A 20815-nucleotide genomic window follows, 5' to 3' on the forward strand; every position below is an offset into this window, starting at 1 on the left:
AGTCTGGCGGCTCTACCCCACCCGCACCAGCGTCGACTGCCACCCCGTCGACCCGTTCGGCGCGATCGGGGTGCGCTTCTCCTCCTGCAGCCTCCCCGCTCGGTCGGTCGCGCGGACGGCGATGGTGTGCGATCCCGCGGTGGCGTCCCAGTCGAGCGACCACTGCACCCAGGTGTCGGCGTTGATCGGCGCGGCCAGCTGCGCTTGCTGCCAGGGGCCGCCGTCGATCTGCACCTCTACCTTCCGGATGCCGACCGTCTGCGCCCAGGCGACCCCCGCGATCTTCGTCGGCCCGGCCGGCAGCGGCCGGTCGATGCGGGGCGTGTCGATGCGGCTGGAGAGCTTGATCGGCGCCTTCTCGCTGTAGCCGCGCGGTGTCCAGTAGGCCTGGTCTGTGGCGAACGTCGTCACCTTCAGTTCGGTGAGCCACTTGGTCGCCGAGACGTAGCCGTAGAGGCCGGGGACGACCATCCGCACCGGGAAGCCGTGCTCCAGCGGTAGCGGCTCGCCGTTCATCCCGACGGCGAGGATGGCGTCGCGGCCCGGGTCGGTGAGCGCGCTCAACGGCGTGCCCGCGGTGAAGCCGTCGACGCTGCGTGACAGCACCATGTCCGAGCCGGCCCGCGGCCGGGCGCGGGCGAGCACCTCGCGAACCGGGACGCCCAGCCAGCGGGCGTTGCCGACGAGGTTCCCGCCGACCTGGTTGGAGACGCAGGTGAGGGTGATCGCGTACTCGCGCAGGCCCATCGCGAGCAGCTCGCGGAAGGTCAGCTCGACGCGGCTCTCCACCATCCCGTCCACGGTGAGCGACCAGCCGGACGGGTCGATCGACGGCACCGTCAGCGCGGTGTCCACCCGGTAGAAGTCGGCGTTGGGGGTGAACAACGGTGACAGGTCCTTCAGGTGGAGGTCGGCGCCGGCCGGGACCTCCACCCGGTTGGCGGGCGCCGGGAGGTGCAGTGCAGCGCGGATCGCGGCGATCGAGGACGTCGCGGCCGACCCGAGCCGGGACCCGACCCCCGCGACGACGGCAAGTGCCGCGCCAGCTCCGGTGAGGAGCAGGAACCGTCGCCGGTCGACACCGGAGGTCGCGCGCTCGCGGCCGATCGCGTCCCGCCAGCGCCGCAGCGCCTCCACGAGGACCCGGAGCGCCGCCGCGCCCGCCAGCGCGCCGACCGCGGACGGCAGGAAGCCGAGCGGGCTCGCGTCGGCCCGGGTCACGGTCGCGACGACCGCGAGCACCCCGGCCACGAGGAACAGGGCGACGCCCACCCACCGGCGCCAGAGCTCCAGGACGCCGGCGACGGCCGCCGCGACGAGCACCGCGGCGCCGAGCGAGGACAGCAGGAAGAGCTTGTCGTTCGAGCCGAACAGCTCGATCGCGAGCTCCTTCGCCCAGCGCGGGACGATGTCGATCACGAACGATCCGACCGCGATCAGCGGGCCGGCCTCCCGGGCAGCGAGGAGCGCGACGACCTCCGCCACGGCCACGAAGAGCCCTCCGCTCACCGCGCCCGCGAGTGCGGCCCAGGCCCAGGCGGTGCGATGTCTTCTGCGGTCGGTCACGACACCTCTTCGGCGCGGAGCCCGCTGCGGATTGGCGGAGGGGCGACGGATGACGGGTTCCAATCCGATCCGGCCGCCGGGCCGAACCCCTGTTGACGGCCGCCGATGCGGTCTCCCGATCTGCACCGGTTCGAAGCAGCCTCTCGAAGGAGAAGAAACATGCGACCCACAACGCGCACCCGCCTCGCCGCAGCCGGCATCCTCGCCGCCGCCGCGCTCGCGCTCACCGCCTGCTCGTCCGGAGCCGGCTCCTCGACCACCGACACGAGCTCGTCCATGCCGTCGTCGTCCCCGTCGGCGTCGTCCTCGATGGACCCGGCCGCCGACCTGGTCGGCCCGGGCTGCGCCGCCTACGCCAAGCAGGTGCCGTCCGGCGCCGGCTCGGTCCAGGGGATGGCCCAGGACCCGGTCGCGACCGCGGCGAGCAACAACCCCCTGCTGACCCAGCTGGTCGCCTCCGTCTCCGGCAAGCTCAACCCGAGCGTCAACCTGGTCGACACCCTCAACAGCGGCCAGTTCACGGTGTTCGCCCCGGTGGACGACGCGTTCAAGAAGATCGACCCGGCGACGATCGACACGCTCAAGACGTCCGCCGGCGCTCCGACGCTGACCAGCATCCTCACCTACCACGTCATCCCCGGCCAGCTGTCGCCGAAGGACATCGTGGGCACGCACAAGACCGTCGAGGGCGGGACCGTCACGGTCACCGGCTCCGGCGACAACCTCAAGGTGAACGACGCCAACGTCATCTGCGGCGGCGTCCACACGGCGAACGCGACCGTGTACCTCATCGACTCGGTGCTGATGCCCCCGGCCAAGTGACCTGAGCCGCGCACCCCGGGTGCGCACGATCGAGGGGCACGTCGTTGTCGCTTCCCGCACGGGAAAGCGACAACGACGTGCCCTTCGGTCTAGCGGGGAAGCGCGGCGAGGTCGTCGCGGAAGCGCTGCGGCTCGTCCGCGAGCGGGGCGGTCGCCGCGTCCTCGGCGGCGTCGAGCGCATCCGCGGCATCGCGCGTGAGCGCCGCGAACAGCGGGGTGAGGTCGTCCTGCTCCGGGCCGTCCGACGCGACGAGCTCGAATGTGCGGTGGTCGGCCTCCGGGTTCGTGAGGCTGTCGACCAGGACGCGCGCGATCTCGTCGCGGGCGATGACGCCGTCCGCCGGCGTGCCCGACTGCTCCGTGTCGCCCTGGCGGAAGACGATCGCGCGCTGCGTCGCGTCGTTGTAGTCGAACCAGCCGGGCCGGACGATCGTGTACGCGTTCCCGCTCGCGCGGACGAGACGCTCGGCCCGGCGCTTCCACGCCGCGTACGGCGTCCCGGGCCGCGTCGTGCCGACCGCGGTCATGAGCGCGATGCGGGCGCGGCGGCCGTCCAGTGCGGTGAGGATGTTCGCCACGCCCGCGTAGTCGATGTCGCGCACGTCGGCCTCCCGGGTGCCCGAGCCGTGCGTGAGCACGATCGCGTCGACGTCGTCCACCGCCGCCGCAAGGGTCGCCGGGCGGGTCAGGTCGCCCACGGCGAGGTCGGCGGCGGCCGGGAGGACGCGCTCGGCGCGGCCGGCGTCGCGGACGAGGGCCTTCACGCGGTGGCCCCGGCGGAGGGCTTCGGCGACCACGAGGCGGCCGATGCTGCCGGTGGCTCCCACGGCGAGGACGGTGAGTGATCGGTCGTTCATCGCTGCTCCTTTGTGCGCCGCTCCTGCGGGAGGTCTGCCGGGTGGGCCTGCGGCCGGCGGAACAGGCGCCACAGCGGCGGCGCCCCGACGAACCCGGGCGAGGCCCGCAGGGCGGCCTCCACCCGGAGCAGGGCGTCCTCGTCCTCGGGCAGTTCCGCGATCGTCCGCCGCACGTCCCGCGCGAACCGGCGGCTCTCCCGCCGCTCGGACATCAGGACCGCCTCCCGTACTCGTCGTCCGTCACGTGCGCGCCCCACTCCGTCTCGGGGCCGTCCTGCCCGTCGCCGAGCGCCTCCCACATCGCCAGGTGCTCCATGAAGTGCTCAGGGTCGGCGCCGTGCCAGTGCCACTCGCCGGGCGGGGTGTGGACGGTCTGGCCGGGGCGCACCTCCAGCACCTCGCCGCCGCGGGACTGCATGAGGGCGACGCCCTGCGTCACGTGCAGCGTCTGGCCGTTCGCGTGCCGGTGCCAGGCGGTGCGGGAGCCGGGCGCGAAGCGGACGAGGTTGACGCGGAGGCGGGAGGGCGCGGCTCCGGCGGCGATGACGTCGAAGTGGACGGTCCCGGTGAAGAGGTCGGCGGGGCCGCGGGTGGTGGGGGAGTCGGGGAGCAGTTCCACGTCGGTCTCCTAGTCGTTGATGGTGATGTCGGGACGAGCGGCGTCGGCCTCCGGGTGCGCCTCCGCCTCCCGCTGCGTCGCCGCCCAGCTCGCCAGCAGCTTCAGCGCGTCCTCCGACGGCGTGCCGGGGTCGGCCGTGTACACGTTGATGCGCAGCCCCGGTTCGCCCGGCAGCTCGAACGCCTCGAAGGCCAGGTCGAGGTCGCCGACGATCGGGTGGTGCACGCGCTTGCGGCCGGTGCGGTGGTACTTGACGTCGTGCCGCGCCCAGCGGGTCCGGAACTCTTCGCTGCGGGTGGACAGCTCGCCGACGAGGTCGGTGAGGTCCTTGTCGTACGGGTTGCGTCCGGCGGCCGAGCGGAGGATGGCGACCATGTCGTCGGCGGCCCGCTCCCAGTCCGCGTAGAACGCACGCGACTTGGGGTTGAGGAAGGTGAACCGCGAGGCGTTCGGCGGCTTCACCACCTCGGACATCAGGTCCACGTACAGCGCCCGGCCGAGCTCGTTGGCGGCGAGGACGTCGCCGCGGTCGTTGCGCACCCAGGCGGGGGCGCCGGTGATCGCGTCGATGACCCGCTGGAGGCTGGGCCGCACCGTCTGCGGGCTGCGCCGGCGGCGGATGCGCGGGGCGACGTCCGCGGCCCGGGCCAGGTCGTAGAGGTGCGCGGTCTCCGCCTCGTCGAGCTGGAGCGCCCGCGCGAGCGACTCCAGGACGCTGTCGGAGGCGCCGGACAGGTTCCCGCGCTCCAACCGCGTGTAGTAGTCGACGCTCACGCCGGCGAGCATCGCGACCTCCTCGCGGCGCAGCCCAGTGACGCGGCGGTTGCCGCCGTACGCGGGCAGCCCGGCCTGCTCCGGGGTGAGCCGGGCGCGGCGGGAGGTGAGGAAGTCCCGCACGTCGTCGCTGTTCGTCATAGCCCGACGCTACGCCGCGCCGGACCCGCGAGGGAGGCACTGGCACGACCTCCCTGCCGTCCGCCGACGCGCCTAGCGTGGTGACCATGACCATCGAACTCACCCTCAACAACGGCGTCACGATGCCCGCGCTCGGGCTCGGCGTCTTCCAGAGCCCGCCCGAGGAGACCACGCAGGCGGTGGAGGCCGCCCTCGCGATCGGCTACCGGCACATCGACACGGCCGCCGCGTACGGCAACGAGCGGGAGGTCGGCGAGGGCCTGCGCCGCTCCGGCCTCGACCGCGCCGACGTCTTCGTGGAGACCAAGGTCTGGGTGTCCGACTACGGCTACGACCGGACGCTGCACGCGTGGGAGAAGGCCACCGGGAAGCTCGGCCTCGATCAGCTCGACCTCCTCATCCTCCACCAGCCGGCGCCCGACCGCTTCGAGCAGACGATCGAGGCGTACAAGGCGCTGGAGACCCTCCTCGCCGACGGCCGCGTCCGCGCGATCGGCGTCAGCAACTTCATGCCCCACCACCTGGACCGGCTGCTCGCCGAGACCAGCGTGGTCCCGGCCGTGAACCAGGTCGAGCTCCACCCCTACTTCACCCAGCCGGAGGTGCAGGCCGCGAACGCCGCGCACGGCATCGTCACGCAGGCCTGGTCCCCGATCGGCGGGATCACCTTCTACCCGGGCTGGGGCGAGCAGCGCCGCAACGTGATGGAGGACCCGGTGCTCGCCTCCCTCGCCGGGACTCACGGCAAGACCCCGGCCCAGGTCATGCTGCGCTGGCACCTCCAGCAGGGCCGCTCGGCCATCCCGAAGTCGGTGAACCCGGGCCGCATCGCGGAGAACTTCGACGTCTTCGACTTCGAGCTGACCGCCGACGAGCTGACCCGCATCGACGCGCTCGACGCGGGCGTGCGCAACGGGCCCGACCCGGACGTGGCGCGCCCGGAGCGGTTCGCGATGGTGATCCCGGAGGCCTGAGGGGCGGCCGGCGCTAAGCTCGCGGCGTGACCGAGGGTGAAGCGCCCGCGCCGGACGCCGGGCACGACGACGCCGCGCGCGACGACGCGCCGCTCGTTGTGCCGCCGGGGGTGCCGTTGCGGGTGTGGGACTGGCTGCTGCCTCCGCTGTTCTTCGCCATCCTGGTGGTCGTCCTCGCGTGGTTCCCGCCGGTCCCGTCGCTGAAGCCGTATCTGATCACGACGGCCTCGATCCTCATCGCTGTGGTGTTCGCGCAATGGGTCTTCGGCTTCCGCGCGTACACGCGCTGGGAGGATGTCGACGTCCGATGGCTCCGCCGGTCCCAGTCGGCGGGGATCGCGGCGCTCGCGATTTTCCTGCTCCCCTACGTCTTCGGGATGACGAGCGCGGCACTCTTCGCCGGCGCCGCCTACCGCGTCGCCGACGATCCGAGCCCCGCGATCGGACGCGTGCGGTCGGCCCTGTCGCCCCGCGCGTGGATACGACTGAAAGTCGTCTCCGGGATCGTCGCGGCCGTCGCCCTCGTGGCCCACCCGCTGGCGTCCGCCTTCGGCCTCGGCCTCCTGGCCGTGATCCTCGCCTTCGCCGCCGCGCTCACCTTCGGTTTCGCGCTCCGCGCCCAACCCCGCGACCACGCCCCCCTTCCACCCCGCACCCGCCGGTAGGAAAACACCCGCGACACCCCGAGGAATCTCCTTCCGAAGCTCGTTCGGAAGGAGATCCCGTCGTGTCTTCCTGCTGAAGCCAGCGCCCCAGCCCGGGGCTACACTCTGGTCCCATGTCCAGGAAGCACCGCTCCTCCCCCGACGAGGAGGCCGTCGAGCGTTACGAGTTCGTGCTCGCGACCGGCCAGCCGGACCAACTCGTGCAGATCCACGCCGAGGCGTTCGCGGCGCTGACCGACGCGCAGCGCGCCGACCTGCGCACCCGGCTCGCGGAGAGCGTCGACGAGGCCGACCGCCCGGTCGACGGGCGTCCCGACTCCCTCGCGCGCGTCGCCACCGACCTGGAGGTCACCCGCCCCGGGAGCCTCGAACGCGTCCTCGGGCCGCTGCTGCCCGCCGTCGCGGCCTCCGTCATGGTGTCGCCGCTCGCGATCGCGCTGTTCCCCTACGGCTACGCTTCCGGGAGCTCCGTCTGGCAGGACGACGCCGACGACGACAGCCCGCTCCTGTGACCCCGGAGCGGAGCAGCGTCGACCGCGGCAACTGGGCCGGGACCCACACCTTCGCCGCCCCGCGGATCGAGCATCCCGAGACCGTCGAGGAGGTCGCCCGCCTCGTCCGCGAGAGCGAGAACGTGCACGCGCTCGGCACCCGGCACTCCTTCACCGACCTCCCGGACACGGACGGCACCCTCATCCAGACCGACCGGCTCCGGATCGCCCCCGCCCTGGAGAGCACGGGCCGCGTGACCGTCGCCGCAGGCACCCGTTACGGCGTCCTCGCCGAGTGGCTGCACGCGCGCGGCTTCGCGCTGCACAACATGGGCTCGCTCCCGCACATCTCGATCGCCGGTGCGACGGCGACCGGCACCCACGGCTCGGGCGACCGGCTCGGCATCCTCAGCACGGCGGTCTCCGGGCTGGAGTTCGTCACGAGCGACGGCTCCGTCGAGCGCGTCGACCGCGGCGACCGCGAGTTCGACGCCCTCGCGGTCGGCCTCGGCGCGTTCGGCGTCATCACCGGCGTCACCCTCGACGTCGAACCCACGTACGACGTGCGCCAGGACGCCTATACCGGCCTCACCTGGGACGCCCTCCTTGACGACCCCGACCGCGTCTTCGGCGCCGCGTACAGCGTCAGCGTGTTCGCGAAGTGGGCGACGGAGGTCACCGACTCCGTCCTGCTCAAGTCGCGCATCGGCGTCGACGGCGAACCGCCTGAGAGCCTGGCGGGCGCGCGGATCGCGGAGGCCGGCGCCGTCGTCCCGGCGTCGGTCACGCAGCGCGGCGGCGTCCCCGGCCCGTGGAGCCAGCGGTTGCCGCACTTCCGCCTGGACGCCACGCCCAGCATCGGCGAGGAACTGCAGGCCGAGTACTTCGTCCCGCGCGAGTCCGCCGCGGCCGCCCTCCGCGCCGTCCGCGAGCTCGCCGACCGCATCGACCCGGTGCTCGGGATGACCGAGCTGCGCACGACCGCCCCCGACGGCCTGTTGCTGAGCGGCTCGTACGACCGCGACACGTTCGCCATCGCGTTCACCTTCCTCCGCCGGCCCGCCGAGGCCTACGCCCTCCTGCCCGACCTGGAGGCGGCGCTCCGGCCCTTCGGCGCCCGCCCGCACTGGGGCAAGGCGCACGGGTTCGACGCGGCGCGGATCGCGGAGGTCTGGCCGCAGGCTCAGCGCGCGCGGGAGGAGTTCGACCGGCTCGACCCGCGCGGCGCGTTCGTCAACGCGCACCTGCGGCGGCTCGGGATGCGGTGAGGCGCCGCCTCAGGGTGCGGTCCGCGCGCCCTCCGCCATCACGACCGCCCGCAGCATCCGCCGCAACTCCCCGGCATCCGCGCTCCCCAGCGGCCCCAGGAACTCCCCCTCCGCCGCCGCATACGCCGCCTCCGCCGCCGCGTTCGTCGCCTGCCCGCTCGCGGTCAGCGCGATCTGGTTGCGCCGGCGGTCCGCCGGGTCCGGCCTACGCGTCACGATCCCCTTGTCCTCCAGCGCGTCGAGCACCGCGACCATCGTGGTCGGGTCGACGCCGAGGAGGCCCGCGAGCGCCTGCTGCGAAAGCGGCTCCCGCGCGGCCAGCACCCGGAGGACGCCGAACTCCTTGCGGTCGAGACCGTGCGGTTCGAGGGCGGCGTCCGCGAGCGCCATCAGCCGCTGCTGGGCGTGCTTGAGCAGGGAGGCGAGGAGCTCGCTCGGGTCGCCGGCCGCCGGCCTCTCGCTGGACATGCAGAAATCATAGCGTAGGCTGATCATCAGCGACACAAACGATTGTGTCCGCGAACGTTACAGGAGACCCGCATGAGCATCGAGCTCGAACAGACCCCCGCCCTCGTGGTCATCGACCTGCAGACCGGCATCCTGGGCTATCCCACCGCGCACCCGATCGAGCAGGTCGTGGCCAACTCGGCGCAGCTCGCCGCGGCCTTCCGCGCGAAGGGCCTCCCGGTCGTGCTCGTGAACGTCGCGGGGACAGCGCCGGGCCGCACCGATCGCGGCAAGGCGACCGGACGCGCCGGAGGCCAGACCTTGCCCGTCGAGGCGACCGCGCTCCTCCCCGAGCTCGACCAGCAGCCGAGCGACATCACCGTCACCAAGCGCACGCTCGGCGCCTTCCTCTCGACCGACCTGGACGCCAGGCTGAAGGAGGCCGGGGCGACGCAGATCGTCCTGACCGGCGTCTCCACGACCTCCGGCGTCGAGTCGACCGCCCGCTCCGCGTACGAGCTCGGCTACCACGTCGCGTTCGTCACCGACGCGATGAGCGACGCGCTGGAGGCGCACGAGGCCTCCATCGCGCACCAGTTCCCCAAGCTCGGCGAGCTCGGGACCACGGCCGAGGTGCTGGAGCTGGTCGCGGCGCGCGACTGACGGCGCCGTCCGCCTACCCGGCGTCGGGCCGGACCGTGCTCGCCCCGACCCGCATCCCCACCGGCAGCACCACGCGCTCGTGCCGGTGCCCCGGCTGCGCCTCGTCCAGCACCAGCCGGATCGCCTCCTCGCCCATCCGGTAGCCCGGCAGCGTGATGGAGGTCAGGCTCACCCAGTCGGACTCCGCGCCGTCGTGGGTGCCGTCCAGCCCGATGAGCGCGACGTCCTCCGGGATGCGCAGGCCGCCGTGCTCGCGGAGGACGTGCAGCGCGCCGAGCGCCAGGTCGTCCGTGATGCCGACGAAGGCGAAGCGCTCGCCGTCGCGGCGTCCGGCCAGCAGGTCGGCCATCGCCGCGCGGCCGTGCTCGGCGCGGAAGCCCTCCGTGGTCACCTGGGTCAACTCCAGCCCCAGCGTCGCCGCGGCCTCCTCGATGCCGCGGCGGCGGTCGGTGATGGGCTGGGCGGCGTCGGGCGGCGACACGTAGAAGACGCGGCGCACGCCGATCCCGGCGAGGTGCTCGCCGGCGATCCGCCCGGCCTGGCGGTTGTCCATCAGCACCGAGCACCAGTCGCCGGGCTGGTCGTAGTTGATCACGACGATGGGCCGGACGTGGCCCCGGATGCGGTTGATCCCGTCCGTCGGGTCGCTCATCGCCGCGTAGAGGATGCCGCTCGTGCGCTCCTCCGCGAAGTAGTCGAGGAACTGGTCCTGCTGGTCGGTGACCACCAGCGGCTCGAACGACTGGAACGCGTAGACGGCGTTGGCCATCAGCAGGCTCAGGCCCTTCTGCCCGGCGGTGATCTGCGCGCCGCGGGAGATGTCCACGAACAGCCGGTTGAGGATGTCCGGCACGATGAGCCCGATGCCATCGCTGCGGCTGCGCTTGAGGTCGCGCGCGGCGGCGTTGCGGATGTAGCCGAGCGACTCGATCGCCGCCCGCACCTTCTCCCGGGTGCCGGGCGCGACGCGGGACGGCTGGTTCAGCACGTTGGACACCGTCGCCAGCGAGACCCCCGCCGTGTCGGCGACGGCCTGCATGGTGGGCAGCTTCCCGTCCGTCACTGCGTGTTCTCCGACGTCATAACGTGTGGCTGCTCCGGTGGGGTGGATCGGTCTGTCCGTCATCCTCTCACCTCGCAGGCCGCTACTCCGCCTCCTGCCGCGCCCGGAACGCCACCATGTTCATCCGGTTGCCGCACCGCACGCTGCAGAACCGCTTCGACCCGTTGCGGGACAGGTCGAGGACGAGCCCGTCGCAGTCGAAGGCGGCGCAGCTCCGCAGCCGGTCGTTCTCGTTGGAGCGGATGACGTCCACCAGCGCGAGCGCGACCTCCACCCGGATGCGCTCGGCGAGCGGCGCGTCCAGCGACGTGGCGTGCAGGTGCCAGTCGAAGCCGTCGTGCCGCATCAGGTAGGGGGAGGCGTGGGCGTCGGCGAGCATGGCGTTCACCTCGGCGACGGCGTCGTCGCGTTCCATCGTCCAGGCCCGGCGGAGGCGGTCCCTCGTCTCGTGCACCTGCCGGAGCTCGGCCTCGTCGCCGTCGATGCGTCCCGAGTACTGGTTCTCGTGCATGAGGGCGACGAGCTGCGCCGGGGTGGCGAGCTCGTCCTCCCCGCTGCGGGAGGCCGTGGGGACGGTGTTGCACAGGGTCACGGCGAACTGGAGGGCGTCCTCCGTGTCAGGGGCAAAATGCAAGTTGACTCCTTACCTCGCCGGGTACTAGCGTCAGGATCATAACCCACTACGGTCCTGACGCGGGCGTGCTCCGCGCCGCCGGGGCCCGTCCGACGCACGCAGGCAGGAGGCCTCCGATGGCACCGAACCAGACATCCCGGGGTCTCGTCGTCGCGGTCGTCGCTGCCGCGTCGTTCGGTCTGTCCGGCGCATTCATCAAGCCGCTGCTCGAGAGCGGCTGGTCGCCGGCCGCCGCGGTCACCGCGCGCGTGCTGATCGGCGGCGTCGTGCTGGCGCCGTTCGCGATCCTCGCCCTCCGCGGCCGTTGGGCCTCGCTCTGGCGGGGACGCTGGCGCCTGCTCGGGATGGCCCTGGTCGGCGTGGCGGGGACGCAGGTGCTCTACTTCGCCGCGATCGAGCGCATCCCGGTCGGCACGGCCATCCTGATCGAGTACCTGGCGCCGGTGGTGCTGGTGCTGTTCGTGTGGGCGCGCACGCGCCGGGCGCCGAAGGCCGTGGTCCTCGCCGGCTCTGCCGTCGCGATCGCCGGGCTGCTGCTCGTCGTGTCGCCCGGCGGCGGAAGGCCGCTCGACCTCGTCGGCGTCGCGCTCGCGGTGACCGCGATGCTCGGCTGCGCGGGGTACTACATCATCGCCGCGCGCCCGTCCGACGGCCTCCCGCCGGTCGCCCTCGCCGCGGGCGGCCTGCTCGCGGGCGGTGTGGCGCTGGCCGCCGTGAGCGCGACCGGCCTGCTCCCGTTCGTCGTGAGCACCCGCGACGTGGAGCTTTTCGGCGGCCCCGCGCCGTGGTGGGTGCCGCTGGCCGTGGTCGGCGTCCTCGCGACCGCACTGGCGTACGCGTCGGGCATCACCGCGGCGAACATGCTGGGCTCCCGGCTGGGCTCATTCGCCGGGCTGCTGGAGGTTGTGGCGGCGACGTTCTACGCGTGGCTGCTGCTGGGGGAGTCGCTGAACGCGCTGCAACTGGTCGGCGGGGTGCTCATCCTGGGCGGCATCGCACTGGTCCGCGCCGACCCCACGGCCCCCGAGCCCTCCACCCCCACGGCTCCCGCCACCCACGAGCCGGCGAAGGGCACGTCGTTGTCACTTCCGGCCGTCCCAACCGACAACAACGTGCCCCTCGGCTGACGGTCGGCGGTGCGTGCGCGACCTGGATAGGATGAGCGCGGGTTGCCACGAGGCAAAGCGCGGAACGGCAGGGAGCGGGGGAGCATGGCGGCGACACGTCGTGAGGTGGCGGAGGCCGCCGGCGTCTCCGTCCGGACCGTCTCCAACGTCGTCAACGGTTTCGACCACGTCGCGCCGGCGACCCGGGAGCGCGTCCTCCGCGTCATCCACGAGCTCGAATACCAGCCGAGCGAGCTCGCGCGCAGCCTGAAGGTGGGGCGGTCCGGGCTCATCGGGTTGATGCTGCCCGAGCTGGACACCGCGTACTTCGCCGAGCTCACCCGCGCTTTCGTCGAGGGCGGCGCCGAGCGCGGGCTCACCGTCGTCGTCGACCAGACCGACGGCGACCGGGAGCGCGAGCTCGCCCTGCTCCGCCGGACCGCGGGCGGCTCGCTCTTCGACGCGCTCGCCCTGAGCCCGCTCGCCCTCCGCGCGGAGGACCTGGAGGCGCTCGCCGCGGGGCCGCTCGTGTTCCTCGGCGAGGATGAGTTCCCGGGTTACGACAAGGTGATGATCGACAACTTCCAGGCCGCTCGGGAGGCCGTCGAGCACCTGCTCGCGCAGGGTCGCCGCCGCATCGCCGCGATCGGCGCCGAACGCAGCCACCGCGCCGCCAGCTCGCAGCGCCTGGAGGGCTACCGCGCCGCGATCCGCGCGCACGCCGACCTCGGCCTCCCCGAGATCGTGGAGTACGTGGAGGGCTTCCGCCGGCCCGAGGGCGCCGCGGCGATGCGCCGCCTGCTCGACAGCGGCGAGCGGTTCGACGCGATCTTCTGCTTCTCGGACGCCCTGGCCCTCGGTGCGCTGCGGACCCTGCATGAGGCGGGGGTCTCGGTGCCGGACGAGGTGGCGGTGGTCGGCTGGGACGACATCGAGGACGGCCGCTTCTCCATCCCGTCGCTCACGACAGTGAGCCCGGACAAGCAGTGGCTGGCCGAGACGGCGCTTGACCGCATCGTGCGGCGGCTGGCCGGGGAGGCGCTGGAGCCCGAGGTGCTCGTGGCGCCGCACAGGCTGGTGGTGCGGGAGAGCGCGCCCGTGGTGGGGGCTCCCGAGTGATCCTCGCCCTGTGATTCCACACATTTTCCGGAATGTGTTTGCATCGAGGCAAACGGCGCGCTAGCATCCTGATCGTGTCATTTGCATCGAGGGAAATCGAACAGGGCGGCGACGCGGCCGGCTCGCAGGCTGTGCCGCGCCCGGAGTACCCGCGCCCGCAGTTCGTGCGCGACCGCTGGCTGAACCTCAACGGCGTGTGGAGCTTCGGCTTCGGCGCGACCGAGGCGACGGAGACCGCCGGCGCCGCCGCTCCCACCACCTGGACCCTCGACCGCGACATCCTCGTCCCGTTCGCCCCCGAGTCCGAGCGCTCCGGCATCGGCAGCACCGACTTCCACCCCGCGGTCCGCTACCGGCGCACCGTGGAGGTGCCGGCGGCCTGGGCCGACGACCGCCTCCTCCTCCACTTCGGCGCCGTCGACTTCGACACCACCGTCTGGGTGGACGACATCGAGGTCGGCCGGCACCGCGGCGGCTTCACCCCCTTCACGATCGACATCACGGACGCCGTGGCGGGATCGCCCAGCACCGCCTTCACCCTCTCCGTCCTCGCCGAGGACGACCACCTCACCATCCAGGCGCGCGGCAAGCAGTCCCGCCGCCCCGAGAACTACGAGGCCTTCTACACGCGCACGACCGGCATCTGGCAGACCGTTTGGATCGAGCCCGTCGCCCCGGCGCACTTCGGCCGCCCGGTGATCCGTCCCGACCTCCCGTCGTCGTCGTTCGCGGTCGAGCTCGACGTCGCCTCGCCGGCCGCCGGGCTCACCGCGCGGGTCGAGGTCAGCGACGCCGACGGCCTCGTCGTCACCCGTGAAGTGGAGGTGACGGCGCAGGTGAAGCCCGTCCTCACCCTCCCGATCCCGGCCGACCGCCTCCGCCCCTGGTCGCCCGAGGACCCGCACCTCTACACCGTTCGCTTCACCCTCCTGCGCGGCGGGACCGTGGTCGACGTCCTCGACAGCTACGCCGGGATGCGGTCCATCGCCATCGACGGCCGCCGCGTCCTCCTGAACGGCCGCCCGGTCTTCCAACGGCTCGTCCTCGACCAGGGCTACTGGCCCGACACGCTGATGACCGCGCCCAGCGACGACGCCCTCGTGGCCGACATCGAGCTCGGGATGGCGGCCGGCTTCAACGGCGCCCGCCTCCACCAGAAGGTGTTCGAGGAGCGCTACCTCTTCCACGCCGACCGGCTCGGCTACCTGGTCTGGGGCGAGTTCGCCGACTGGGGCGCCAAGGTCGGCCCGGGCGGTCCGCAGGAGCCGACCCTCTCGTTCATCACCGAATGGGTGGAGGCGCTCACCCGCGACCTCTCCCACCCCTCGATCGTCGGCTGGTGCCCGCTCAACGAGACGTTCCAGCCGATGACCGACCGGATCACCGTCCTGGACGACGCCACCAAGGCGCTCTACGCGGTCACCAAGGCGATCGACCCCACCCGTCCGGTGATCGACGCCTCCGGCTACTCGCACCGGGTGCCCGGCGCCGACATCTACGACTCGCACCTGTACGAGCAGGACCCGGACGTCTTCGCGCAGCGCATGGGAGGCCTCGCCGACGGCCGCCCGTACGTCAACACCGCGCTCGACGGCGCCGAGTGGTCCGTCCCGTACGCCGGGCAGCCCTACTTCTGCAGCGAGTTCGGCGGCATCTGGTGGTCGGACAGCGACCGCGCCGGCGACGACTCCTGGGGGTACGGCGAAGCGCCGCGCACCCGCGAGGAGTGGGTCGACCGGTTCCGTCGGCTCGTGGACACGCTGCTCGACGACCCCGGCATGTTCGGCTACTGCTTCACCCAGCTCACGGACGTCTTCCAGGAGAAGAACGGCGTGCTCGACTTCCGGCGCGTGCCGAAGTTCGACCTCCGGCTCCTGCGCGACATCCAGTCGCGACCCGCGGCGTATGAGCGCGACGACGTCCCGCCCCTCGAACCCTGATCCGAGGCGCGGGCCAGGCTCCATAACCCCCGCACCACACCCCCGCACCACCCACCACGCAACGCACCACCTGACAACACAGGCTCATCACAAAGGAGTGGACACCCATGCGCAAGAAACTGATCCTCGCCGCCGCCGTCTCGGCGGTCGCGCTGGCGCTCGCCGGCTGCTCGTCGGGAGACGGCTCCAGCAGCGGCAAGACCACGCTGACCGTCGTCGGCTTCGAGGGCGGCGGCACCGAGCTCGCCGACATCCCCCAGATCAACGCCGACTTCCACAAGAAGTACCCGAACATCACGATCGACTACAAGTACGTCGCCAACGGCGAATACGACCAGTACAACAACACCCGCCTCGCCGCCGGCACCGCCGCCGATGTCCTCATGACGAACGCGACCCGCGTGCAGCAGTGGCAGAAGCAGGGCTACCTCGCAGACCTCAGCGACCAGTCGTGGGTGAAGCAGCTCCTCCCGAACGTCGCGCCGTTCGGTGCGATCGGCGGCAAGACCTATGCGTTCACCCAGCAGAACATCCCGATCGGGATGTACGCGAACCTCGACATCCTCAAGAAGGCCGGCATCAGCCAGGTCCCGCAGACCTGGCCGGACTTCCTGGACGCGCTGCAGAAGCTGAAGGCCGCGGGCCAGCCGGGCCTCCTCCTCGCCGACCAGGGCGGCTGGACCAGCGAGCAGCTCTCGCTGGCGCTCGCCGCGAACCTGGTCGACGCCAAGTGGGGCCAGGGCTACGACGAGGGCAAGACCAACTGGAACCCGTCCTTCACGCCGGTCTTCGACCACATCAAGCAGCTGCTGACCTCGGGTGACGTCGACGGCAAGCTGATGAACGGCATCGAGCCGTTCAACACCGGCAACGCGGACTTCGCCGCCGGCAAGTGGGCCTTCACCATCATGGGCGCGTGGGAGCTGCAGAACTTCCAGCAGAACGCGAAGTTCGACTTCTCGCTCAACCCGTTCCCCGGCGGCGACGCGGGCAGCAGCCCCTACGGTGTGACCTTCGTCGGCTCCGGCTGGGGCGTCAACGCCGCCAGCCAGCACACCGACGCCGCGAAGAAGTACGTCGCGTTCATGGCCGACCCGGCCAACGACAGCCGCTACCTGGCCGCCGAGAACTCGTTCACCACACTGAAGAACGTGCCGAGCCCGACCATGGAGAAGGCGAGCGCCTACGTGGACGCCTTCAACGCCGGCCACTCGCAGGTCTCGCCGATCGAGTACCTGCACTTCCCGACCTACGAGCAGGAGTTCTGGAAGGTCGGCACCTCGCTCTTCAACGACCCGTCGCAGTCGACGAGCACGCTCCTGAAGCAGCTCGACCAGACGATCCCGAAGACGAAGTAGTCACACCCGTCCCGGCCGGGGAGCAGCGCACGCCTCCCCGGCCGGGCAGCCACGCTCCACCGCACCCCGCTCGACCGCACCACCCCTGAAAGGCGATTCCATGCAAATCCGTGGCCGTTCCGCGATGGTGCTGATCGCGCCGGCAGCCCTGATCTTCGCCGTGTTCGTGATCTACCCGCTGATCCGCGGCGTGCAGCTCAGCTTCACCGACGCGATCGGGCCGAGCGGCGGCAACTTCGTCGGGCTGAAGAACTACCTGCACGCGCTGTCCGACCCGACCGTGCTGCACGCGCTCGGCAACACCATCGTCTACACGATCGTGGTCGTCGTCGTGCAGAACGGCCTCGCCCTCCTCGTCGCGTTCTGGCTGTTCAAGCTGGAGCGGGTGCGCAACTTCGTGCGCGCCGGCCTGCTGCTGCCCGCGATGATGGCGTTCGTCGCCGTCGGCTACCTGTGGTCGTACATGTACTCCCCCCTGGGAGGCCCGATCGACGACGTCATGAACGCCCTCGGCCTCCACGCCCTCGAACCGATCTGGCTGGGCGACCCGCACACCGCGCTGATGTCGATCGCGGCCATCTACATCTGGATGTTCCTCGGCTACACCGCCACGATCTACCTGGCGAACTACATGGCCATCGACCCGGCGCTGATCGAGGCGGCGAACCTCGACGGCGCCGCCGGCTGGCGCCGGTTCTGGAGCATCGACTGGCGGCTGCTCGCGCCGTCCTTCACGATCAACATCACGCTCAGCGTCATCGGGTCGCTGCGGGTGTTCGACCTGCCGTTCATCATGACGCAGGGCGCACCGGCCGACGCCACCCAGACGCTCAGCCTCGTCATCTACAACAACAGCTTCGCGAACTACCAGTTCGCCTACGGCACCACGCTCGCCGTCCTGCTGCTGATCCTCACGATCGTCGTGGGGGTCACGCAGGCGACGCTGCTGCGCCGACGGGAGGCCGACCTCGCATGACCGCACTCATCAGCCAGGAGACGGAGCCGGCCGTTCGCCGGGACACCCCCGACGAGCCGAACAGGCGCGCCCCGCGGTTCCGGTCCCGCCGCTTCCGCTCGCGCGCGTCGACGGTCATCGCCTCCGTCGTCCTGCTCGCCTTCACCGCCGTCGTCCTCACCCCGATCTGGGTGCTCGTCATGGTGTCGCTGCACCACGGCAACACGTCGCCGTCGAACCCGTTCGCACTGCCGGCGCCGATCGACTTCCAGAACTACGTCACCGCGTTCCAGAACATGCACTACCTGCACAGCGTCGGGAACACGCTCATCATCACGCTCGCCACCGCGGTGATCACGGTGTTCGCTGCCTCCCTCGCGGCCTGGGCGATCGTGCGGCACACCCGGCGCTGGACGCGCACGCTGTACCAGATCTTCGTCTCCGGACTCACCATCCCGATCTTCGTCGTGCTCACCCCGCTGTACGAGGTGATGCAGAAGCTGCACCTGCTGGACAGCTACATCGGCATCGTGCTCGCGTACACCGCGACGATCATGCCGTTCGCGGTGTTCTTCTTCGCCGGCTTCCTGCGCACCGTGCCGCCGGAGCTGGAGGAGGCCGCGGCGGTCGACGGGGCGGGGCTGATCCGGACCTACTGGAAGATCGTCTTCCCACTGCTGCGCCCGGCCACCGCGACCCTGGCGATCTTCGTCATCCTGCAGGTCTGGAACGACCTGATCCTGCCGCTCGTGCTGCTCTCGTCGGACGACAAGCAGACCGTCACGCTCGCGGTCTACGCGACGATCGGCACGCACACGATGAGCCCGGAGCAGCTGCTGCCGACGCTCGTGCTGGGGGTGCTGCCGCTGTTCATCGTGTTCCTGGCGCTGCAGCGGTATGTGGTCGCGGGGATCGCGGTGGGGGCGGGGAAGTGAACTGACCAGCACCATCCATCAGGGCGAACGCCCGAACAGAGATCCGGAGGTCGACAATGCAGTCACTCGTACACCGCCCGCTCGGGGCCAGGTTCGCGGCGCTCGCCGCGCTGGTCATCGCGCTCGCCGTGGCCTTCGTCGCGGGAGCGGCGACGCCCGCCCACGCGAACTCCTCGGGGTCCAGCCTCTACACCTCCACGTCGAGCAACGACTTCCTGGCATACAGCCGGGTGATCCGGCTCGCCCACAGCGGCTCGGCGAACGGCACGCTGCTTGGCACGTTCGAGCACGCGGACAAGAGCGGCGCGGCAGCATCCTTCGTCATCCGGCAGAGCGCAGACGACGGCGCCACGTGGTCGACGCGCTCGACCGTGGGTGACCCGCTGACCGGCACCGGTCATCCGTCGTCGCAGATGTGGCAGCCGTTCCTGTACGAGTTCCCGCAGACGCTGGGCGCCTACCCGGCGGGGACCCTGCTGCTCGTCGGCAACGTCACCCCCGCGACGAACACCAGCACCACGTTCGTCGAGTGGCGCAGCACCGACGGCGGGACGACCTGGACCTACGTCTCCGCGTTCCAGACCGGTGGAGGCGAGGGTACCGGCATCTGGGAGCCCTTCCTCGCCCTCGACTCCTCGGGCAAGCTGAACTGCTACTTCTCCGACGAGCGCCAGAGCGGCACCTACAGCCAGAAGCTCGCGCACATCGTCTCGACCGACGGCGGCGCCAGCTGGAGCGCGAACCCGGACGGGTCGACGCGCGTCTCGCCCGGCGAGGTGAACGATGTCGCCAGCACCACGCAGTCCGACCGGCCGGGGATGGCGACGGTCGCTGTGAGCGCCTCCGGGACGTACGTCATGGCGTTCGAGGTGTGCGGGCCGGCCTTCAACTGTGTCGCGAGGGTGAAGTCCTCCAGCACCGGCGACACCTGGGGATCGGGCGCCACCGACCTCGGCGCGACGGCGACCACCGGCGACGGCAGGCAGCTCTTCCACTCGCCGTACATCGCCTGGAGTCCGGCCGGCGGCGCGAACGGCGAATTCCTGCTCGCCGGCCAGACCGAGTCGGGAGGCTCGGAGGGCGGACAGGTGGTGTTCGTCAACAGCTCCGCCAACGCATCGGGCTCCTGGTCGTGGATCCCCGCTCCTGTGGCGACCGCAGGCTCGTCCTCGAACTGCAGCGTCGACTACAGCCCCGATCTCCTCGTGTCCGCCTCCGGCCAGACCGTCCGCTACACCGCGCCGTCGGCGATCGGGCCGAACGGCTGTGAGGAGGTCACCGGTGAGACCAACGCGGGTGTCCTGCCGTTCCGTTCGACCTTCAGCGGAGGGGACTCCGGCTGGGTCGACTACAACGGCTGCTGGTCCACGTCCGGCGACGTCTACGCCGAGACGTGCGGCGGCACCGCGGGCCCGAAGGCGATCGCCGGGTCGACAGCCTGGACCGACTACACCGTGCAGGGCGACGTCCGCATCGACTCGGGAACCCAGGCGGGCCTGCTGCTCCGCGTCTCGAACCCATCGGCCGGGACCGACGCGCTCAAGGGCTACTACCTCGGCATCACGACCACGGGCCTGGTACTCGGCCGCGAGAACTCCGGGTGGACCTCCCTGTCGAGCGCGAGCCTTCCCGGCGGCGTGACGACCGGAGCCTGGTACCACCTCGTGGCGCAGGCGTCCGGCTGCACCTTCACCGTCAGCGCGGTCCCCGTCGGCAGCACGGCCGCCCCGACCGCGTTCACGTACACGGACTCCGGCTGCGCGCTGACCTCGGGCGCGATCGGCCTCCGCGACCAGGGCAGCACCGCGTCGTTCCGGAACGTCGCGGTGACCGCCGGGGCCACGGCCTCCACCGCGGTCGCACCGTACGCCGCGCCGTTCGCGAGCGGCGCGGCGTCGGGCTGGACCACCTACGGGGGCACGTGGGCCACGACAGCGTCGACCGAAAGCTACGCCGACTCGGCGGGCGGCTCGGGCGACAAGAGCGTCGCCGGGTCCGCCGCCTGGGGCAACTATTCGCTGACGGGCGATGTCCGGCTCGACAGCCTCGGTTCGAACCCCAACGCTGGCTTCATCGTGCGCGTCACGAACCCCGCGGTCGGTGCGGACGCGCTGAACGGATACTACGCGGGCGTCACGCCGACGGGTCTCGTGCTCGGCCGTGAGCTGAACAACTGGACGCAGCTCGCCACGGTCGCGTTGCCGGTGTCGCTGCCGACCGGAGCCTGGTACCACCTCACCGTGGAGGCCGTCGGCTGCACCATCACCGTGACCGGACAGCCGGCGGATGGCGGCTCCATCGTCTCCGCCAGCGCTGTCGACGCAGGCTGCACGCCAACCAGCGGCGCGATCGGAGTGCGTACGTTCAACGCCGGCGCAACCTGGAAGGACGTCGCCGTCACCCCGCGCTGATCGTCTC

The 20815-nt window shown here is 71.6% G+C and carries 21 protein-coding genes; 13 read left to right on the forward strand and 8 right to left on the reverse strand.

The annotated features are described in order from the left end of the window. Positions 1-12: 12 nt before the first annotated feature. On the reverse strand, positions 13-1566 hold the full coding sequence (locus tag ABCS02_RS27740) for a molybdopterin-dependent oxidoreductase (RefSeq protein WP_345838934.1): 1554 nt from the start codon (positions 1564-1566) through the stop codon (positions 13-15). Between the two features lie 159 nt (positions 1567-1725). Here ABCS02_RS27740 and ABCS02_RS27745 point away from each other — a divergent pair, with 159 nt between their 5' ends. Then, on the forward strand, positions 1726-2388 hold the full coding sequence (locus ABCS02_RS27745) for a fasciclin domain-containing protein (RefSeq protein WP_345838935.1): 663 nt from the start codon (positions 1726-1728) through the stop codon (positions 2386-2388). A gap of 89 nt (positions 2389-2477) precedes the next feature. Here the strand turns inward: ABCS02_RS27745 and ABCS02_RS27750 are convergent, their stop codons facing one another. Genes ABCS02_RS27750 through ABCS02_RS27765 form a run of 4 tightly spaced genes read right to left on the reverse strand, consistent with a single transcriptional unit; the run spans position 2478 to position 4779 of the window. Further along, entirely contained in the window at positions 2478-3245 is a 768-nt protein-coding gene (locus tag ABCS02_RS27750; RefSeq protein WP_345838936.1) for an SDR family oxidoreductase, read from the reverse strand. Beyond that, positions 3242-3457 (reverse strand): hypothetical protein, encoded by a 216-nt coding sequence (locus tag ABCS02_RS27755; protein ID WP_345838937.1) that lies wholly within the window; start codon positions 3455-3457, stop codon positions 3242-3244. Before ABCS02_RS27755 ends, ABCS02_RS27750 begins: the two co-directional genes overlap by 4 nt. Beyond that, positions 3457-3864, reverse strand: a complete 408-nt coding sequence (locus tag ABCS02_RS27760; protein WP_345838938.1) for a cupin domain-containing protein — start codon at positions 3862-3864, stop codon at positions 3457-3459. The genes ABCS02_RS27755 and ABCS02_RS27760 overlap by 1 nt, the downstream gene beginning before the upstream one ends. A 9-nt stretch (positions 3865-3873) precedes the next feature. Beyond that, complete coding sequence (locus tag ABCS02_RS27765) at positions 3874-4779, reverse strand: helix-turn-helix transcriptional regulator (protein ID WP_345838939.1); 906 nt, start codon at positions 4777-4779, stop codon at positions 3874-3876. A gap of 86 nt (positions 4780-4865) precedes the next feature. Here ABCS02_RS27765 and ABCS02_RS27770 point away from each other — a divergent pair, with 86 nt between their 5' ends. From ABCS02_RS27770 to ABCS02_RS27785, 4 genes are all read left to right on the forward strand, one after another. After that, a complete protein-coding gene (locus ABCS02_RS27770) occupies positions 4866-5753 on the forward strand; it encodes an aldo/keto reductase (RefSeq protein WP_345838940.1) in 888 nt (295 codons plus the stop codon). A gap of 26 nt (positions 5754-5779) precedes the next feature. Further along, the gene (locus ABCS02_RS27775; protein ID WP_345838941.1) at positions 5780-6418 is read left to right on the forward strand and encodes a hypothetical protein; all 639 of its coding nucleotides are present in this window, start codon (positions 5780-5782) and stop codon (positions 6416-6418) included. Positions 6419-6531: 113 nt separating this feature from the next. After that, positions 6532-6930, forward strand: coding sequence for a hypothetical protein (locus ABCS02_RS27780; RefSeq protein WP_345838942.1), 399 nt, complete (start codon positions 6532-6534; stop codon positions 6928-6930). Next, positions 6927-8177: an FAD-binding protein gene (locus tag ABCS02_RS27785; RefSeq protein ID WP_345838943.1), complete on the forward strand. Its 1251-nt coding sequence runs from the start codon at positions 6927-6929 to the stop codon at positions 8175-8177. Before ABCS02_RS27780 ends, ABCS02_RS27785 begins: the two co-directional genes overlap by 4 nt. 9 nt (positions 8178-8186) lie before the next feature. On the opposite strand, the gene ABCS02_RS27790 is transcribed toward ABCS02_RS27785, so the two are convergent. Beyond that, entirely contained in the window at positions 8187-8645 is a 459-nt protein-coding gene (locus ABCS02_RS27790; protein ID WP_345838944.1) for a MarR family winged helix-turn-helix transcriptional regulator, read from the reverse strand. Positions 8646-8717: 72 nt separating this feature from the next. On the opposite strand from ABCS02_RS27790, the gene ABCS02_RS27795 reads away from it, so the two are divergent. Continuing rightward, on the forward strand, positions 8718-9287 hold the full coding sequence (locus ABCS02_RS27795; protein WP_345838945.1) for an isochorismatase family protein: 570 nt from the start codon (positions 8718-8720) through the stop codon (positions 9285-9287). 13 nt (positions 9288-9300) lie between these two features. Here ABCS02_RS27795 and ABCS02_RS27800 read toward each other — a convergent pair whose 3' ends face one another. After that, positions 9301-10350 (reverse strand): LacI family DNA-binding transcriptional regulator, encoded by a 1050-nt coding sequence (locus ABCS02_RS27800; RefSeq protein WP_345838946.1) that lies wholly within the window; start codon positions 10348-10350, stop codon positions 9301-9303. A gap of 82 nt (positions 10351-10432) precedes the next feature. Next, on the reverse strand, positions 10433-10984 hold the full coding sequence (locus tag ABCS02_RS27805; protein ID WP_345838947.1) for a CGNR zinc finger domain-containing protein: 552 nt from the start codon (positions 10982-10984) through the stop codon (positions 10433-10435). A 116-nt stretch (positions 10985-11100) separates the two neighbouring features. Here ABCS02_RS27805 and ABCS02_RS27810 point away from each other — a divergent pair, with 116 nt between their 5' ends. The 7 genes from ABCS02_RS27810 to ABCS02_RS27840 all read left to right on the forward strand — a co-directional run bounded on the left by ABCS02_RS27810 (position 11101) and on the right by ABCS02_RS27840 (position 20808). Further along, positions 11101-12111 (forward strand): EamA family transporter, encoded by a 1011-nt coding sequence (locus ABCS02_RS27810; protein ID WP_345838948.1) that lies wholly within the window; start codon positions 11101-11103, stop codon positions 12109-12111. Positions 12112-12195: 84 nt separating this feature from the next. After that, positions 12196-13209: a LacI family DNA-binding transcriptional regulator gene (locus tag ABCS02_RS27815; RefSeq protein WP_345838949.1), complete on the forward strand. Its 1014-nt coding sequence runs from the start codon at positions 12196-12198 to the stop codon at positions 13207-13209. A gap of 74 nt (positions 13210-13283) precedes the next feature. Next, a complete protein-coding gene (locus ABCS02_RS27820) occupies positions 13284-15149 on the forward strand; it encodes a sugar-binding domain-containing protein (RefSeq protein ID WP_345838950.1) in 1866 nt (621 codons plus the stop codon). A gap of 107 nt (positions 15150-15256) precedes the next feature. Then, complete coding sequence (locus ABCS02_RS27825) at positions 15257-16507, forward strand: ABC transporter substrate-binding protein (RefSeq protein ID WP_345838951.1); 1251 nt, start codon at positions 15257-15259, stop codon at positions 16505-16507. 100 nt (positions 16508-16607) lie between these two features. Next, positions 16608-17483 (forward strand): sugar ABC transporter permease, encoded by an 876-nt coding sequence (locus tag ABCS02_RS27830; RefSeq protein ID WP_345838952.1) that lies wholly within the window; start codon positions 16608-16610, stop codon positions 17481-17483. Further along, a complete protein-coding gene (locus tag ABCS02_RS27835; protein WP_345838953.1) occupies positions 17480-18397 on the forward strand; it encodes a carbohydrate ABC transporter permease in 918 nt (305 codons plus the stop codon). The genes ABCS02_RS27830 and ABCS02_RS27835 overlap by 4 nt, the downstream gene beginning before the upstream one ends. A 56-nt stretch (positions 18398-18453) precedes the next feature. Further along, positions 18454-20808 (forward strand): family 16 glycoside hydrolase, encoded by a 2355-nt coding sequence (locus ABCS02_RS27840; RefSeq protein WP_345838954.1) that lies wholly within the window; start codon positions 18454-18456, stop codon positions 20806-20808. Positions 20809-20815: the final 7 nt, after the last annotated feature.

This window comes from Microbacterium sp. X-17 (assembly GCF_039615055.1).

Coding starts and splice junctions, on each gene's coding strand:
- ABCS02_RS27745 (WP_345838935.1), top strand. CDS start 1,726: ATGCGACCCACAACGCGCACCCGCCTCGCCGCAGCCGGCATCCTCGCC.
- ABCS02_RS27750 (WP_345838936.1), bottom strand. CDS start 3,245: ATGAACGACCGATCACTCACCGTCCTCGCCGTGGGAGCCACCGGCAGC.
- ABCS02_RS27755 (WP_345838937.1), bottom strand. CDS start 3,457: ATGTCCGAGCGGCGGGAGAGCCGCCGGTTCGCGCGGGACGTGCGGCGG.
- ABCS02_RS27765 (WP_345838939.1), bottom strand. CDS start 4,779: ATGACGAACAGCGACGACGTGCGGGACTTCCTCACCTCCCGCCGCGCC.
- ABCS02_RS27770 (WP_345838940.1), top strand. CDS start 4,866: ATGACCATCGAACTCACCCTCAACAACGGCGTCACGATGCCCGCGCTC.
- ABCS02_RS27780 (WP_345838942.1), top strand. CDS start 6,532: ATGTCCAGGAAGCACCGCTCCTCCCCCGACGAGGAGGCCGTCGAGCGT.
- ABCS02_RS27790 (WP_345838944.1), bottom strand. CDS start 8,645: ATGTCCAGCGAGAGGCCGGCGGCCGGCGACCCGAGCGAGCTCCTCGCC.
- ABCS02_RS27795 (WP_345838945.1), top strand. CDS start 8,718: ATGAGCATCGAGCTCGAACAGACCCCCGCCCTCGTGGTCATCGACCTG.
- ABCS02_RS27810 (WP_345838948.1), top strand. CDS start 11,101: ATGGCACCGAACCAGACATCCCGGGGTCTCGTCGTCGCGGTCGTCGCT.
- ABCS02_RS27815 (WP_345838949.1), top strand. CDS start 12,196: ATGGCGGCGACACGTCGTGAGGTGGCGGAGGCCGCCGGCGTCTCCGTC.
- ABCS02_RS27825 (WP_345838951.1), top strand. CDS start 15,257: ATGCGCAAGAAACTGATCCTCGCCGCCGCCGTCTCGGCGGTCGCGCTG.
- ABCS02_RS27830 (WP_345838952.1), top strand. CDS start 16,608: ATGCAAATCCGTGGCCGTTCCGCGATGGTGCTGATCGCGCCGGCAGCC.
- ABCS02_RS27835 (WP_345838953.1), top strand. CDS start 17,480: ATGACCGCACTCATCAGCCAGGAGACGGAGCCGGCCGTTCGCCGGGAC.
- ABCS02_RS27840 (WP_345838954.1), top strand. CDS start 18,454: ATGCAGTCACTCGTACACCGCCCGCTCGGGGCCAGGTTCGCGGCGCTC.